This is a genomic window from Amycolatopsis sp. NPDC021455, assembly GCF_040640995.1.
GTDB lineage: Bacteria > Actinomycetota > Actinomycetes > Mycobacteriales > Pseudonocardiaceae > Amycolatopsis.
This window is the reverse complement of sequence record NZ_JBFACT010000068.1, coordinates 16,308-29,321: the sequence shown is the minus strand read 5'-3', so window position 1 is coordinate 29,321 and position 13,014 is coordinate 16,308. Positions and strand designations below refer to the sequence as shown.

Genomic DNA, 13,014 nt, shown 5'->3' with positions numbered 1-13,014 from the left:
TGATTGAGGGGTCGACACGGCGGGTCAGGACTCCGGTGGGGTCGTGTAGGCCGCCAGGGTGCGGTCGGCTGCCGCGCGGGCCTTGGCCGGGTCGGCGCCCGCGGCGACGTCGGCTTCGTACCAGGCTTCGTTCGACGCCGTCATGAAGCGGATGCCCTCCGGCGACATCATCCAGGCCATCGCCGCCTCCGGGTCGACCGTCGTGCCCGGCGCGGACAGGTGCAGGGCCAGGCCGACCAGGGCCCCGTCCCAGCCGATGCCGACCGCGCCCGGGCCGAACTGGTCCCAGTGGTCGTCGACGTGGGCGACGTGCTCCAGCTCGAACCGCGCGCCCTCGCCCTCCGGTGTCACGCGGACCTCGATCCAGCTGACGCCGCCGTGCATCTCCCACGTCGCGGCGAAGCTCTTCGGCGGGTCGCACCGCTCGACCGTGCCGCCCGCGTTGCCCTCCAGCTGGTACTTCCCGCCGACGCGCAGCTCGCCGGACACCGGCAGGAACCACCGCGGGATGCGCTCGGGGTTGGTGCAGGCGTCCCACAGGTCGTCGACGTCGGTGTCGTAGACCTGGCTGATCGTGAGGACGCGGGCCTCCTTCCCCTCGATCACCCGGTCGCCGAGGGTGCGGCGGACGGCGCTGATCTGGTGGCTGACTTCGATCACGAACCTTCTCCTTCTTCGGTGCGGCGGCGCGCACGCTTGCCGCGGGCGATTTCGGTGGCCAGCGCGTCCAGCGGCGGGGTCCAGTGCCGGCGGAACCGGTCGAGCCAGACGTCGACGTCCCGCAGCGGCGCGTGCCCGACCGCGTACAGCCGCCGCGTCCCGTCCTGGCGGACGACGGCGAAGCCGCTCTCCCGCAACACCTTCAGGTGCTGGGACACCGCGGGCTGCGAGATGCCGAACTCGGCCCGGATCACCTCGGTCACCGCGCCGGCGGCCCGTTCGCCGTCGGCCAGCAGCTCGAGGATCCGGCGGCGGACCGGGTCGCCGAGGACGTCGAACGCGTGCACCCGGCCAAGTTACAAGTGCCCACTTATATAAGTCAAGGATGAAGTAGCGGCGCGTATTGGTCCGATGTGGGTAACGGCGGTGAACATCAGTCGACATCCGTTCCCCTGAGCCCACCCGACCCGCGACGATCGGCTCGTGAAGTCGCCACGCTCGGTCCGCTTCGCCTTCCAGCCGCTGTACAGCCTCCACACGGGAGGTGTCGTGGCCCACGAAGCGCTGGCCAAGCCCGAGCAGGGCACGGTCCCGGAGCTGCTCGCGCACGCCCGCCGCGAAGGCCGGCTCGCCGCGGTCGACCTCGGGCTCGCGGTCGCCGCCGTCCGCCAGGACGCCGAAGACCCGACGGCGCTCCCCCTGCACCTCAACCTCTCCGCGCGCACCCTCGCCGCGCCGCCGTCGATGTTCGACGACCTCCTCGAGGAGCTCGGCGACGCCGGCCGCCGCACCCGCGACGTCGTCCTCGAGATCGGCCCGCCCTTCGCGGCACTGCCCGGCGAGCGGGCGGTCGCCGGGATGCGGGCGCTCACCGAGCTGGGCTTCCGGCTGGCGCTCGACGGCCTCGGCCGCGGCGACCTGCCGCTGGGCCTGCTCGTCGAGGCGCCGATCGACCTGGTGAAACTCGACCGCACGGTGCTGCGCGGGCTGCCGGACGACCAGGCCGCGGTCGCCGTCGTCGAGGCGCTGCTGCACTACACGAACCGCACCGGCACCCGGCTCGTCGCGACCGGCGTGGAGACCGACACGCAGCTCGACGCCGTCCGCGAGCTCGGTGTCCGGATCGCCCAGGGGAACCTCCTCACCCCGCCCACCGCCGCCGGTCCCGCACCGGCGTTGCTCGCGCGGCCCCGCGCCGCCGTCGCGCCGGGGCCCGCGAAGTGCGTCGGCGACTTCCTCCGCCCGGCCACGACGCTGCCGGAAACCGCGACGTGCGACGAAGTCCGCGAAGTGCTCGCGGCGGCCGATGCGCCTTCGGGCGTCGTCGGGGTGGACGAGCTGAACCGGCCCCGCTGGTCGGTCGACCGGACCCGGTTCCTGGTCGCCGTCACCGGCCCGTACGGGCACGCGCTGCACGCCAAGCGCCCGGCCGCGCGGCTCGCCGACACCCCGCACACGATCGAGGCCCGCGCCGGCGCGATGGAGTTCCTCGAGCTGGTCACCGACGCCGACTGGGGCCGCACCGGCGACGACGTCGTGGTGGTCGACGAGGTCGGCCGCTGCCTCGGCGTGGTGCTGGTGACCGAGGTGGTGCGCGGCGTGGCCGAGGCGAAGGTCGAGGCCGCGGCGGCGCTGAACCCGCTCACCCGGCTGCCGGGCAGCGACACAGTGGCCCGCGACGTCGCCCGCCGCATCACCATCGGCGAGCCGTTCGTGGCGGCGTGGCTGGACATCGACGCGTTCAAGGCGGTCAACGACACTGTGGGCTTCGCGGCGGGCGACAACCTGATCCGCGAGCTGGGCGCGGCTCTCACCGAGCTGTCGGGCGGGCTGCGCCGGATGCGGGTGAGCCACGTCGGCGGCGACGACTTCCTGGTGGTCTGCGACGTCGACGAGATCGCCACGGTGGCGGGTGCCCTGCTGGACCGCCGCTGGTCGGCCGACGGCATGCCGGTGACGGTGTCCCTGGCGACCCTGGTCTGCGCGAGCGGCGCGATCGGCTCGTACCAGGAGGTTTCGCGGCTGCTGGCGCCGTTGAAGAAGCGCGCGAAGGCGGTGCCCGGGTCGAGCTGGGTGCTCGGCCGCCCGGGCTCGGACCGGGTGGAAGTGCTGCGCGGCATCGGAACCCGGGGCCTGCAGGCCGCCGCGGGCTGACGCCGCAGACAAACCGGGGACCTTCAAGTCCTCGTCAAGGGTCAACTTCCGCCATGTCCCGTATTTCGGAATCTCCCTACGACTCTCCTCAATTTTCCAACCAGCGACCGATCAGCCCCTCCGAGTCCGGACAAGAAATGATGCGCTGCCGTCGAAGCGAGACCAGCTCCCTGAGTGCGCGGCACCAGTTTCCAACGCCTTTGCATACTGTCGATGACGACCACCTCAGTGATGATCAGTTTGCTTCCGGGCGCACGCGACGTCACGTTCGCATCACTTCCGGCCGACTCCGGCCTGTTTCTCGCCCGTCGATCAACCCCATAGGTAACGACCTCTCGACCTGGAGGGACGACGACGTCCTGGATGCGCCCGGCAAAGCCGCCAACCCCTCCTTCGAAAGGGAACATATAGTATCCAGAATGGGCAACTTGCGACCATACATAAACGGCCTCATATTCTACCGATTCGACGTATACGGGCAGACTACTGGCATTTTTTATGTAGATCCTGGGGATGATAAAGCCGAAATTCACCGCATCCTCATCTTGGCAGAGGTCGAACTCTCCCCAAACGCCGACGCTGTCGACCTGCTGACGCCGCTTCTGTTGTCGGTCTCTGATGATCACGTACCCTGCGGCCATGAACGAGCCCGCGGAAAACCAACCGGGCACGTTCCCCCAATCAAGCCCCAGCCACCCCACGAAGAACCTCCGATCCACACGAATGCCACTTGGCACCCGTCTCGTCCCATCACCGCCATGAACGAAGTCGCTGTGCGCGACATCGGAACCCAGAGCCAGCAGGCCGCGGCGGGTCAGCCGTCACGGCCAGTCGAGGGTGAGCTGGGCGCCGATCGCCGCGGCGGCCCAGGCCACGTACTCCTCGTGCGCCCAGCCGCACACCGTCGTCAGGTGGTCGTAGGCCTCGTGCGAGGTGATCAGGCCGATCGCGTCCGCCAGCCGGTCGGACGCCGCCAGCCCCGCCGCCTCGAGCCGTTCCACGATCTCCGTGCGGCGGGCGACCGCCAGCTCCGCGCGGACCGCCGCCACCGCCGGGTCGGCCGCCGCCGCGGTCGTGAACGCGCGCCAGATCGGCAACGACCCACGCACTCCCGACGCCACCCGCGCCACCACCGACGGCAGGTCCGCGGGGCCGGCCGGGCCCGCCAGCGCGTCCAGGTTCACCGCGTCCGGGTCGCCCGCGAAGCCGTCCCGGAACGCGGCGAGCAGCAGCTGCGGCTTGCGGCCCGTCTGCGTCACCGTCTCCAGGCTCACCCCGGCCGCCGCGGCGATCTGCCGCATGCTCGTGCCCGCGTAGCCGCGCTCGGCGAACAGCCGCCCCGCCGTCGCGATCACGTGCGCGCGGGTCTGCCGGGCGCGGGCTTCGCGCACCGGTGAGTCGTAGCGGCGCCGTTCCGGTATCGTCATCAATTGGATGGTACAGCGTATCGGTCAATCAAGGGGGAACCATGGCCTCGGTACTCGTCTGCGTGCACCCCGCTCGCGGTCACGTCGGGCCGACCAAGCCGATCGTCGAAGCCCTGCTCGCGGCCGGGCACGAGGTCGCCGTCGTCACCGGCGCGCGCTACCGGGAGACGTTCGAGAAGCTGGGCGCCACCGTCCGGCTCCTGCCTCCGGCGGCCGACTTCGACGAGACCGACCTGGACGGCTCGATCCCGGGCCGGGCGGGCAAACGCGGGTTGAAGCTCGCGCGGTTCGAACTGGCCAACTTCGTCCGCGCGATGCCCGCGCAGCTGAGCGTCATGGACCTCGACGTCGACGTCGTGCTGTGCGATCCGCTGTTCATGGCCGGGCTGGCGCTGGTCCGCCGCAAGCGCCGGCCGCGGGTGCTCACACTGGGGTTCGTGCCGTTCATGCCGCCCGTCCCGACCGCGCCGCCCGGCCGCCCCGGCACGGTTCTCAAGACGCTCGCGCCGCTGGTGCTCGGGCCGGCGCGGAAACTGGCGGAAGACCTGCTCGGCGAAGATCCCGGCATGCTGTTCGCGGACTGGCCGCTGCACAGCGACGGCGTCCTGCAGATGACCTGCCCGGGCTTCGAATACCCGCGCCCGCAAGCGCCGCTGCACTTCATCGGGCCGACGACGGTCAGCGCGGCGAACGAGCACCCGCTGCCGCCGTGGTGGGCCGACCTGGACGGCTCGCGGCCGGTGGTGCACGTGACCCAGGGGACGGTGGCGAACGACGACCTGGGCCGGCTCGCCGAACCCGCCATCGCCGGGCTGGCCGGCGAAGACGTGCTGGTCGTCGTGACGACGTGCGGCACTCCGCTGCGGCCCGGCCCGCTGCCCGCCAACGTCCGGGTGGCGGACTTCCTGCCCTACGACGAACTGCTCCCCCGCTGCGCCGCGATGGTCACCAACGGCGGGTACGGCGGGGTAAACCACGCCCTCCGGTACGGGGTGCCGCTGGTCGTCGTCGGGGCCAGCGAGGACAAGCGCGAGGTCGCCGCCCGGGTCACCTGGTCCGGCGCCGGGATCGGCCGCGCCCGCGCCACGGCCTCGCCGCGGTGGCTGCGCCGCGCCGTCCGTGCCGTCCTGGACGACCCGCGCTACCGCGACCGGGCGCGGGAACTGGCCACCGAGATGGCCGCGGGACCGTCGATGGACGAGGTGGTGAAGCTGATTACTCAGGAGCCGTGTGCCGCCAAGTAGGCCGCGAAGCGCTCGTCGACCTCCTCCGGCGTCAGGCCGAAGTCGGCCAAGCTGTAGCGGTGCACCGGTTTACGCTCGCCCGTCCGGCTCGCCTCATGGACGGCCGTCATCGCCGCGCGCGCCTCGCCGGTGAACTCCAGTCCGAAGTGGTCGTACACAGTGGACACCGTGCCGATCGGGTCCGCCACGAAGTCCTCGTACCGCACGTCGCAAAACTGCGCCGGGTTGTGGCGCGCGCGGGCCCAGCTGAACTCGTCGGCCCCGCGGGACCACAGGTCGAGCTGCGAGCGGCCGATCAGCTCGCCGCGGAACTTCTCCGACCAGCCGTCCGCGGCCTTCTCGGTCAGGCTGCACACCGACGCCATGATCGTGCGCGGCGCCCGGTGCGTCTGGATCACCAGCGCGTCCGGGTAGTTCGCCATCAGGGCGTCGAGGGCGAAGAGGTGGCTCGGGTTCTTGAGCACCCAGCGCTTGCCCGCGTCCGGCAGCCCGATCAGCTGCAGGTTGCGCTTGTGCCGGGCGTAGGCGTCGGTCCAGTCCTGCTTCGCCAGCCAGCGCGAGTAACGCGGCAGGTGCGCCAGGCACTCGAACGACACCGACCGCATCGACTGGCGCAGCAGCTGCCAGCACTCCTCGACCTGGTCCGCGGACACGTGGTGCACGCCCATGAACTCCGGGTGCTCGACGTGGTGACGTTCGTAGCCGGCCTGGATGCCCTGGAAGATCGGGTTGTCGGCCCAGGACGAACGCGGCGGCCGCGGCTGCGGGACCTCGGCGAGCCACACCTCGAGCCCCTGGTGCGCCGGGTCCTCGGCGAGCAGCCGGTGCAACGCGGTCGTGCCGGTGCGCGGCAGGCCGGTGACGAAGATCGGCCGCTCGATGCGGACGTCCGCGTACGCCGGGTTCTGCTTCCACGACGCCTCGCTGAGCAGCCGCGCCACGAGCGCACCACGCAGGAAGGCGCGGTGCACCTTGTTGCCGAACGGCGTGAGTTCCGCTTCGGCCTCGTACGACTCCAGCAGTACGCGCAGGCCTTCGACGTACTCGTCGTCACCGAAGTCGTCGAGCCCGGTGAGCTTCGACGCCGAGGCGTGCAGGTTCTCGACGGTGCCGACGTCTTCCCGGCCGGGGAGCATGGATCCTCCTAGTGGTGGTACTCGCCGCCGTTGACGTCGAGGCACTGCCCGGTGATCGCGCGCGCCATCGGCGAGGCGAGGAACACCACGGCGTCGGCGATCTCGTCGGGTTCCGGCAGCTTGCGCAGGTCTATTGTGGACGCCGTCTCCGCGTAGACCTCTTCCGGCGTGATGCCACGTTCCTTGGCCAGGTAGGCGAAGTACCACTTGAGGTTCGGCGCCCAGATGTACCCGGGCGCGACGGTGTTGACGCGCACGCCGTCCGGCCCCAGCTCGCTCGCGAGGCTCTGGGAGAGCGACAGCAGCGCCGACTTCGCGATCTTGTACGCGCCGAACGTGCGCCGGGAGTGCCGCAGCACCGCGGAGTTGATCATCACCAGCGAGCCCTTGCTCTCCTTGAGCGCGGGCAGGAACAGCCGCGTCAGCCGGAGCACGGAGATCGCCGCGGTCTCGAAGCCGGCGCGGACGGCGTCGAGGTCCACAGTGGCCAGATCGGTCAGCGGCGGGACGGCGAAGGCGTTGTGCACCACCGCGTCCACCCGGCCGAAGGCTTCGACCGCCTCGCTCACCAGGTTCGCCGCCGAGTCCGCGTCGTCGATGTCGGTGCGGATCGCGACCGCGCGGCGGCCGAGGTCGGTGACCTCCTTCGCGACCTCGGTGAGCCGCGACTCGGTGCGCGCGGCGAGCACGACGTCCGCGCCGGCCAGCGCACTGCGCACGGCGATCGACCGGCCGAGCCCCGGGCCGATACCCGAGACGACGACCACCTTGTCCCGCAACAGATCCGACACGCTCACCCCAGCATCCGGGCGGCGACGGCGTCCTGCCGGGCCGCGATCCTCGCCGCCCACTCCTCCGGTGTCACCTTCGCTTGCGCGTAGTAGGGCAGCCGGTCGGGCAGCTCGTCCACCTTGACCACCTCGACGACCGGGCCGTCGGCCGGGCCGAGGTCGCGGGCGAGCCGTTGCCAGCGGATCTGCACGTACCCGCGGTCGTGGCCGGTGCGTTCCAGCCAGTTCGCGACGCCGGGGTCGCGCTCGCTGATCACGAACCGGATCTTCCCGTCCGGGTCGACGCGGGCTTGATCGGCGGTGAGGCTCGTCTGGTGGTTGATGTAGTCGAGCGAGACGTACCAGAGACTGCCGAGCTGCATGCCCTGGTACGGCGCGTCCGCGCAGCGCGGCACGGTGACGACCATCGCCTCTTCGTCGCCGAGCTCGTAGTGCCCGGCCGAGGAGAACTGCGTGGTCAGGCCGCCCGGCGTCGACCGCGGCTCGGTCATCGTGTTCACCGGCAGGTTGTCGTAGAACCACTTCGGGAAGGCGAGGAACGTCTTGAGCCGGCTCAGAAGGATCTTGCCGGTGACGCCGTAGCGCTTGGCCATCGCCGAGCGGTCCGGCACCGGCGGCGCCTGCCCGGCCGTGTCGACGCACTGGATGCGGATCTCGCCGCGCCGCTCGGTCGCCCAGTCGCTGTAGACCTCGCGGACCACCAGCATCGACGAGCCCTCGCCGAGGACGAAGTAGTTCGGGCCCGGGTTGTCGCGAGCCGGGCCGAACCGCAGTTCGAAGCGGCCGTCTTCGCCGATTTCGATGTCCCGGTCGTCGAACGCGGCGAGGCTGTCGGGCACCTCGACCGGCGAGTAGTCGCCGTTGAGGATCTGGAAGCTCAGGTCGGCGGTGGTCCCGCGGACGCCGGTGACCAGGTACTCGCGGTCGTCGCGGATGTTCGCGTTGAAGTACAGCGTGTCCGGGTTGTCCAGGCCCATCTTCGTGTACGGCCCGGTCGACGCGGTGAAGTACGGGAAGTCGCGCTGGTAGGCCCAGGCCATCTGCAGCGACGCCCGGATGCTCCCGGCGAGGTAGTCGTACCCCTCCAGGAGGTCCTGCTCGGTCTTCACGTGCGGCGCCCCGGCGAGCAGCTTCTCGGCCTCGACGATGGCGTCGGCGAACGGCCGGGTCAACGAGAACTCGTTCTCGATCATGCCGGGACGGCCCAGCGGTTGGCGATCAGCTTGAAGCCCGGCACGCTGTCGAACGACATCATCGATTCGTAGGTCCGGACGTAGCCGATGTGCGAGATCCGCCAGACGCCGTCGCTCTCGCGGCGGTAGGTGTCTTCGTAGAACGCGGCGCCTTCGATGATCATCTTGTGCTCGGGCACGATGACCCGGTCGGTGAACGACCACCGCCCGGTCGCCGTGTCGCCGTCGACGTCGATCTCGGGCTGCGCCGCGTGGTGCACGGTGATGATGCCGTTGCCGAGGCTCTGGGTGAGGAATTCCATGATGGCGTCGCGGCCTTCGAACTGCTTCCCGTCCCCACCCACGGCGTGCGTCCCGTAGTCGACCGTGGCGTCGGCGGTGAAGGTGTCGGCCACCTCGTCCCACAGCTTCAGGTCCACCCCGCGCAGGTACCGGTACTTCAGCCGCTTGATCTCTTCGAGTACGACCAGGTCCATGCACACAGGGTCCCCCACCGCTTGACCAAAGACAAGAACATGTTCTACTTTTTTCCGGTGTCCGTGACCTCGTACGAGCTCTCGCACCTGGCCGCGCTCGAAGCGGAGGCCGTGCACGTCTTCCGCGAAGTCGCGGCGACCTTCGAGCGCCCGGTCCTGCTCTTCTCCGGCGGCAAGGACTCGGTGGTGATGCTGCACGTCGCCGCGAAGGCGTTCTGGCCGGCACCGCTGCCCTTCCCCGTGCTGCACGTCGACACCGGCCACAACTTCGACGAAGTCATCCGGTTCCGCAACGAGACCGTCGCCGCGCTCGGCCTGCGACTGGAGGTCGCGAGCGTGCAGGACGACATCGACGCCGGCCGTGTCGTCGAGGACACCGGGCCGGGGGCCAGCCGCAACCGGCTGCAGACGGTGACGCTGCTGCGGGCGATCCGCGAAGGCGGGTTCGACGCCGTGTTCGGCGGTGCCCGCCGCGACGAGGAGAAGGCCCGCGCGAAGGAGCGTGTGTTCAGCTTCCGCGACGAGCACGGCCAGTGGAACCCGCGCGCTCAGCGGCCCGAGCTGTGGAACCTCTACAACGGGCGGCACCGGCGCGGCGAGCACATCCGCGTCTTCCCGCTGTCGAACTGGACCGAGCTGGACATCTGGCAGTACATCCGCGACGAGCGGATCGCGCTGCCGCCGCTGTACTACGCGCATCGGCGCCCCGTGGTCCAGCGCGACGGCATGCTGCTGGCGGCGACCCGCTTCCTGTCCCTTGTGGACGGCGAGACGCCGTACGAGGCGACCGTGCGCTTCCGGACCGTCGGCGACGCCACGTGCACCGGCTGCGTCGAGTCGTCGGCGTCGACACCGTCCGAAGTGGTTGCCGAAGTGGCCGCCACCCGCGTCACCGAACGCGGTGCCACCCGGGCCGACGACCGGATCTCCGAGGCCGGCATGGAAGACCGCAAGCGAGAGGGCTACTTCTGATGCAGCTGCTGCGGATCGCCACCGCCGGGAGCGTGGACGACGGCAAGTCCACTTTGATCGGACGGCTGCTGTTCGACTCGAAGGCGATCTTCACCGACCAGCTCGCCGCCGTCGAACGTGCCAGCCGCGACCGCGGCGAGGACTACCCGGACCTCGCGCTGCTCACCGACGGGCTGCGGGCCGAGCGCGAGCAGGGCATCACCATCGACGTCGCCCACCGCTACTTCGCCACGCCCAAGCGCAAGTTCATCATCGCGGACACACCGGGGCACCTGCAGTACACGCGGAACATGGTGACCGGCGCGTCGACGGCCGACCTTGCGCTCGTCCTGGTGGACGCGCGCAAGGGCGTGCTGGAGCAGTCGCGGCGGCACGCGTTCCTCGCGTCGCTGCTCGGGATCGGGCACCTCGTGGTGTGCGTGAACAAGATGGACCTCGTCGGCTGGTCGCAGGAGCGGTTCGACGAGATCCGCGAGGAGTTCCGCCGGTTCGCGATGAAACTGGACGTCGCCGACCTGACGTTCGTGCCGGTTTCGGCGCTGCACGGCGACAACGTCGTCCACCGCAGTGCCAGCATGCCCTGGTACGAAGGCACTTCGCTGCTGCACCAGCTGGAAGAGGTGCACGTCGCCTCCGACCGCAACCTGATCGACGCGCGGTTCCCGGTGCAGTACGTGATCCGCCGGTCCGACTTCCGCGGCTACGCGGGCACCATCGCCGGCGGGGTGTTCAAGCCGGGCGACGAGGTCGTGGCGCTGCCCTCGGGGTTCACCTCGAAGGTGCGAGCGGTCTGGGGCCCGGGCGGGAGCCCGCTTTCCGAGGCCTTCACGGGCCAGGCGGTGGCCGTGGAGCTGGCCGACGACCTCGACCTGGGCCGAGGGGCCATGCTGTGCCGCCCGGGCAACCGCGCGGAGTCGGCCCGGGAGGTCGACGCGCTGGTGTGCTGGTTCTCCGAACGCGCCGCCCTGACGCCGGGCGCGACCTACGCGGTCCGGCACACGACCACCGAGACGCGGGGCACGGTCGACCGCCTCGAATACCGCCTCGACGTGACGACCCTGCACCGCGACGAGACGGCGGAAGCGCTGTCTTTGAACGACATCGGCCGCATCCGGCTGCGCACGCGTTCGCTGCTGCTGTTCGACCCGTACCGCCGCAACCGGGCCACGGGCGGGTTCCTGCTGGTCGACGAGCACACGGGCGACACGGTCGCGGCCGGCATGATCACCGGCGCGGTCGCGTCCCCGGTCGTCTGGCACACGGCGGCGGTGCGTCGCGAAGACCGCCCGACCCGCGGCGCGACGGTGTGGCTCACCGGGCTTTCCGCGTCGGGCAAGTCGTCGGTGGCGGTCGAGCTGGAACGCCGGCTGGTCGCGGCCGGGCGTCCGGCGTACCTCCTCGACGGCGACAACCTGCGGCACGGGCTCAATGCCGGGTTGGGGTTCAGCCCCGAGGACCGCGCGGAGAACGTCCGGCGCGTGGCGGAGGTGGCTCGCCTCTTCGCGGACGCCGGCGTGGTGGCGATCGCGTCGCTGATCAGCCCGTACGAGGCCGACCGGGCGCGGGCCAGGGCCATTCACGACGGGCTGCCGTTCGTGGAGGTCTTCGTCGACACGCCCCTGGAGGTGTGCGAGGCCCGTGACCCGAAGGGGATGTACGCGAAGGCGCGCGCCGGGGAGATCAAGGGCTTCACGGGCATCGACGCACCGTACGAGCGCCCGTCGTCGCCCGACCTGGTGCTACGCCCGGGCGACGGCGACCCGTCGGCGATGGCGGCGGCGATCCAGGCCCTCCTCGACGACCTCGGCTGAATTCTGTTGCGCACGCCCCCTAGGGTGGGCCTCATGACGTCGGTCAGGCAGGTTCAGGTCACCTTCGACTGCGCGGACCCGGAGCGGGTCGCCCGGTTCTGGTGCGAGGTGCTCGGTTACGAGCTCCACAGCAGCGGGGTCGTCTGCAGTGACCCCACCGGGGTGGGCCCGCGGCTGTACTTCCAGCGCGTGCCCGAAGACAAGGTCGTCAAGAACCGCGTGCACCTCGACGTCCGGGTCGGCACGGGCCTCGTCGGCGCAGAGCGGCTGGCCGCTCTCGAGGCCGAGTGTGCGCGGCTGGAGAAGCTCGGCGCGGTCCGCGGGCAGCTCCTGCTCGCCGACGAGGAAAACGAGTCGTGCCAGAACATGCAGGACGTCGAGGGCAACGAGTTCTGCCTCGACTGAGTCCTACCCGGCTTCCAGAACGAAGAACAGGAAGCTCGGGAAGGTGTCGAGGGTTTCGAATTCGCCGGGGAACAGCTCGCGCGCGGCCGGCACGGGATGCGGTTCGCTGATCACGGCGATCCGGAAACCGGCCGCGGTGAAGGCGTCGGTCATCGCGTGCAGCGGCTTGTTCCAGAAGGTCATCCGCGCTTTTTCGCCGTGCAGCTCGAACTCGTCGGTCCAGGTGTACTGCTCGAAGTAGTCGGGCCGGGGCCCTTCCTGGCGGTGCGTGAGGTTGACCATCATCGGGTGGTTGACCGAGGCGATGAGCCGCCCGCCGGGCTTCAGCACGCGCCGCACCTCGGCGAGCACCGGGTCCCAGTCGCGCAGGTAGTGCAGCACCAGGGACGCCACGACGTCGTCGAACTCGCCGTCGGCGAACGGCAGCGGGTCGGCCAGGTCGGCGACCCGCAGGTCCGCGTCCTCGCCGAGCCGCTGCCGGGCCAGCTCCAGCATGGCGGGGCTCTGGTCGATCCCGGTGACGACGGCGCCCTCTTCCCGCAGCGCCGCGAACAGCGGGCCCGAGCCGCAGCCGGCGTCGAGGATGCGCCGTCCGGCCACGTCGCCGGCGAGCGCGAGGGCCGCGGGCCGCTCGTAGTAGGCGTTCATCAGGCTGGTTTCGTTCTCGGCCGCGTAGGCCCCGGCGAAGTCGTCGTATGCGGCGGTCATGCGACCCATGCTGCCCGAAATCCGCGCACCAGCGCCC

Annotated in this window: 14 protein-coding genes; 5 read left to right on the top strand and 9 right to left on the bottom strand. The window is 70.7% G+C overall.

Features of this window, described 5'->3' with window-relative positions; translation table 11 throughout:
- Window positions 1-24 precede the first annotated feature (24 nt).
- Window positions 25-660 carry an SRPBCC family protein gene (locus tag AB0G28_RS40875; protein WP_361102617.1) on the bottom strand — a complete coding sequence of 212 codons (636 nt, stop codon included), beginning with the start codon at window positions 658-660 and terminating at the stop codon, window positions 25-27.
- A complete protein-coding gene (locus AB0G28_RS40870) occupies window positions 657-1,007 on the bottom strand; it encodes a metalloregulator ArsR/SmtB family transcription factor (protein WP_361102615.1) in 351 nt (116 codons plus the stop codon). Before AB0G28_RS40870 ends, AB0G28_RS40875 begins: the two co-directional genes overlap by 4 nt.
- A 136-nt stretch (window positions 1,008-1,143) precedes the next feature.
- Between AB0G28_RS40870 and AB0G28_RS40865 the strand changes: the two genes are divergently transcribed.
- The gene (locus AB0G28_RS40865; protein WP_361102613.1) at window positions 1,144-2,814 is read left to right on the top strand and encodes a GGDEF domain-containing protein; all 1,671 of its coding nucleotides are present in this window, start codon (window positions 1,144-1,146) and stop codon (window positions 2,812-2,814) included.
- A gap of 41 nt (window positions 2,815-2,855) precedes the next feature.
- On the opposite strand, the gene AB0G28_RS40860 is transcribed toward AB0G28_RS40865, so the two are convergent.
- Together AB0G28_RS40860 and AB0G28_RS40855 are read right to left on the bottom strand one after the other, a co-directional pair.
- The gene (locus AB0G28_RS40860) at window positions 2,856-3,515 is read right to left on the bottom strand and encodes a hypothetical protein (RefSeq protein ID WP_361102611.1); all 660 of its coding nucleotides are present in this window, start codon (window positions 3,513-3,515) and stop codon (window positions 2,856-2,858) included.
- A 120-nt stretch (window positions 3,516-3,635) separates the two neighbouring features.
- Complete coding sequence (locus tag AB0G28_RS40855; RefSeq protein ID WP_361102609.1) at window positions 3,636-4,241, bottom strand: TetR family transcriptional regulator; 606 nt, start codon at window positions 4,239-4,241, stop codon at window positions 3,636-3,638.
- Between the two features lie 41 nt (window positions 4,242-4,282).
- Here AB0G28_RS40855 and AB0G28_RS40850 point away from each other — a divergent pair, with 41 nt between their 5' ends.
- A complete protein-coding gene (locus tag AB0G28_RS40850) occupies window positions 4,283-5,485 on the top strand; it encodes a glycosyltransferase (RefSeq protein WP_361102607.1) in 1,203 nt (400 codons plus the stop codon).
- Here AB0G28_RS40850 and AB0G28_RS40845 read toward each other — a convergent pair.
- From AB0G28_RS40845 to AB0G28_RS40830, 4 genes are read right to left on the bottom strand one after another with little or no spacing between them, the layout of a single operon-like run.
- Entirely contained in the window at window positions 5,461-6,621 is a 1,161-nt protein-coding gene (locus tag AB0G28_RS40845; RefSeq protein ID WP_361102605.1) for a sulfotransferase, read from the bottom strand. The two genes, AB0G28_RS40850 and AB0G28_RS40845, sit on opposite strands and share 25 nt — an antisense overlap.
- Before the next feature lie 8 nt (window positions 6,622-6,629).
- The gene (locus AB0G28_RS40840; RefSeq protein ID WP_361102603.1) at window positions 6,630-7,418 is read right to left on the bottom strand and encodes an SDR family oxidoreductase; all 789 of its coding nucleotides are present in this window, start codon (window positions 7,416-7,418) and stop codon (window positions 6,630-6,632) included.
- Window positions 7,415-8,605: a hypothetical protein gene (locus AB0G28_RS40835; protein ID WP_361102601.1), complete on the bottom strand. Its 1,191-nt coding sequence runs from the start codon at window positions 8,603-8,605 to the stop codon at window positions 7,415-7,417. Before AB0G28_RS40835 ends, AB0G28_RS40840 begins: the two co-directional genes overlap by 4 nt.
- Window positions 8,602-9,081 carry a nuclear transport factor 2 family protein gene (locus AB0G28_RS40830; protein ID WP_361102599.1) on the bottom strand — a complete coding sequence of 160 codons (480 nt, stop codon included), beginning with the start codon at window positions 9,079-9,081 and terminating at the stop codon, window positions 8,602-8,604. The genes AB0G28_RS40835 and AB0G28_RS40830 overlap by 4 nt, the downstream gene beginning before the upstream one ends.
- Window positions 9,082-9,120: 39 nt before the next feature.
- On the opposite strand from AB0G28_RS40830, the gene cysD reads away from it, so the two are divergent.
- The 3 genes from cysD to AB0G28_RS40815 are packed head-to-tail and all read left to right on the top strand — an operon-like array spanning window position 9,121 to window position 12,269.
- Window positions 9,121-10,053 carry a sulfate adenylyltransferase subunit CysD gene (gene cysD, locus AB0G28_RS40825; protein WP_361102597.1) on the top strand — a complete coding sequence of 311 codons (933 nt, stop codon included), beginning with the start codon at window positions 9,121-9,123 and terminating at the stop codon, window positions 10,051-10,053.
- Window positions 10,053-11,864, top strand: coding sequence for an adenylyl-sulfate kinase (cysC, locus tag AB0G28_RS40820; RefSeq protein ID WP_361102595.1), 1,812 nt, complete (start codon window positions 10,053-10,055; stop codon window positions 11,862-11,864). Before cysD ends, cysC begins: the two co-directional genes overlap by 1 nt.
- Before the next feature lie 33 nt (window positions 11,865-11,897).
- The gene (locus tag AB0G28_RS40815; RefSeq protein WP_361102593.1) at window positions 11,898-12,269 is read left to right on the top strand and encodes a VOC family protein; all 372 of its coding nucleotides are present in this window, start codon (window positions 11,898-11,900) and stop codon (window positions 12,267-12,269) included.
- A 3-nt stretch (window positions 12,270-12,272) separates the two neighbouring features.
- On the opposite strand, the gene AB0G28_RS40810 is transcribed toward AB0G28_RS40815, so the two are convergent.
- Complete coding sequence (locus AB0G28_RS40810; protein ID WP_361102591.1) at window positions 12,273-12,977, bottom strand: class I SAM-dependent methyltransferase; 705 nt, start codon at window positions 12,975-12,977, stop codon at window positions 12,273-12,275.
- Window positions 12,978-13,014: the final 37 nt, after the last annotated feature.